The organism is Vibrio sp. 1562, from assembly GCF_033340155.1.
GTDB classification, from domain to species: domain Bacteria; phylum Pseudomonadota; class Gammaproteobacteria; order Enterobacterales; family Vibrionaceae; genus Vibrio; species Vibrio alginolyticus.
Window position 1 is genome coordinate 1 of the sequence record NZ_JAWOVY010000447.1, and the last position, 643, is coordinate 643.

Annotated in this window: 1 protein-coding gene; it reads left to right on the forward strand. The window is 45.4% G+C overall.

Annotation, left to right across the window (positions count from 1 at the left end; genetic code table 11):
* Window positions 1–578 (forward strand): dicarboxylate/amino acid:cation symporter (locus tag R7Z49_RS25725; RefSeq protein ID WP_318112497.1); only part of this gene is annotated, 578 nt, incomplete at its 5' end.
* Window positions 579–643 lie beyond the last annotated feature (65 nt).

Sequence of the window (643 nt, forward strand, 5' to 3'; positions counted from 1 at the left end):
TTTACGTTGCGGCAATCCTAGTGTTTGGCTTTATCGTATACCCTGCAATGGTGCATGTTTTCACTAAGACATCAGCGAAGAAATTCGTGTCTGCAATGAAAAAACCACAAGCAGTTGCACTATCAACAGCGTCGTCAATGGCGACACTGCCTGTCACTATGGATACGTGTGAAAAAGAACTTGGCGTGAAAAACTCAACTGCGTCATTCGTTCTACCTCTGGGCGCGACCATCAACATGTCTGGTAATGCGATTTACTACGGTTTGGTCGCAATCTTCTTTGCACAACTATTCAACATAGACCTAGGCATGGGCGCGTACATCGCTATTATCGTGACTTCAACACTAGGTGCGGTTGGTCAAGCTGGTGTTCCGGGCCCTTCTTTCCTAGTGGTAGCAGTACTACTAGCGGCGGGTATTCCAATTGAAGGTCTGCCTCTACTCTTCGCTCTTGACCGTATCTTCGACATGATTCGTACGGCTCTAAACATTACTGGTGATGCAGCATGTGCGGTCATTGTTGATGCTTTAGTAGAAGAAACTGCCGCTGAAGCGGAGTTACAAAAGCAAGAAGCTTAGTTTCCTAACAAATACTTAAAAGCCGCTCAAAAGAGCGGCTTTTTTTTTGATTCTTTGCATTACGT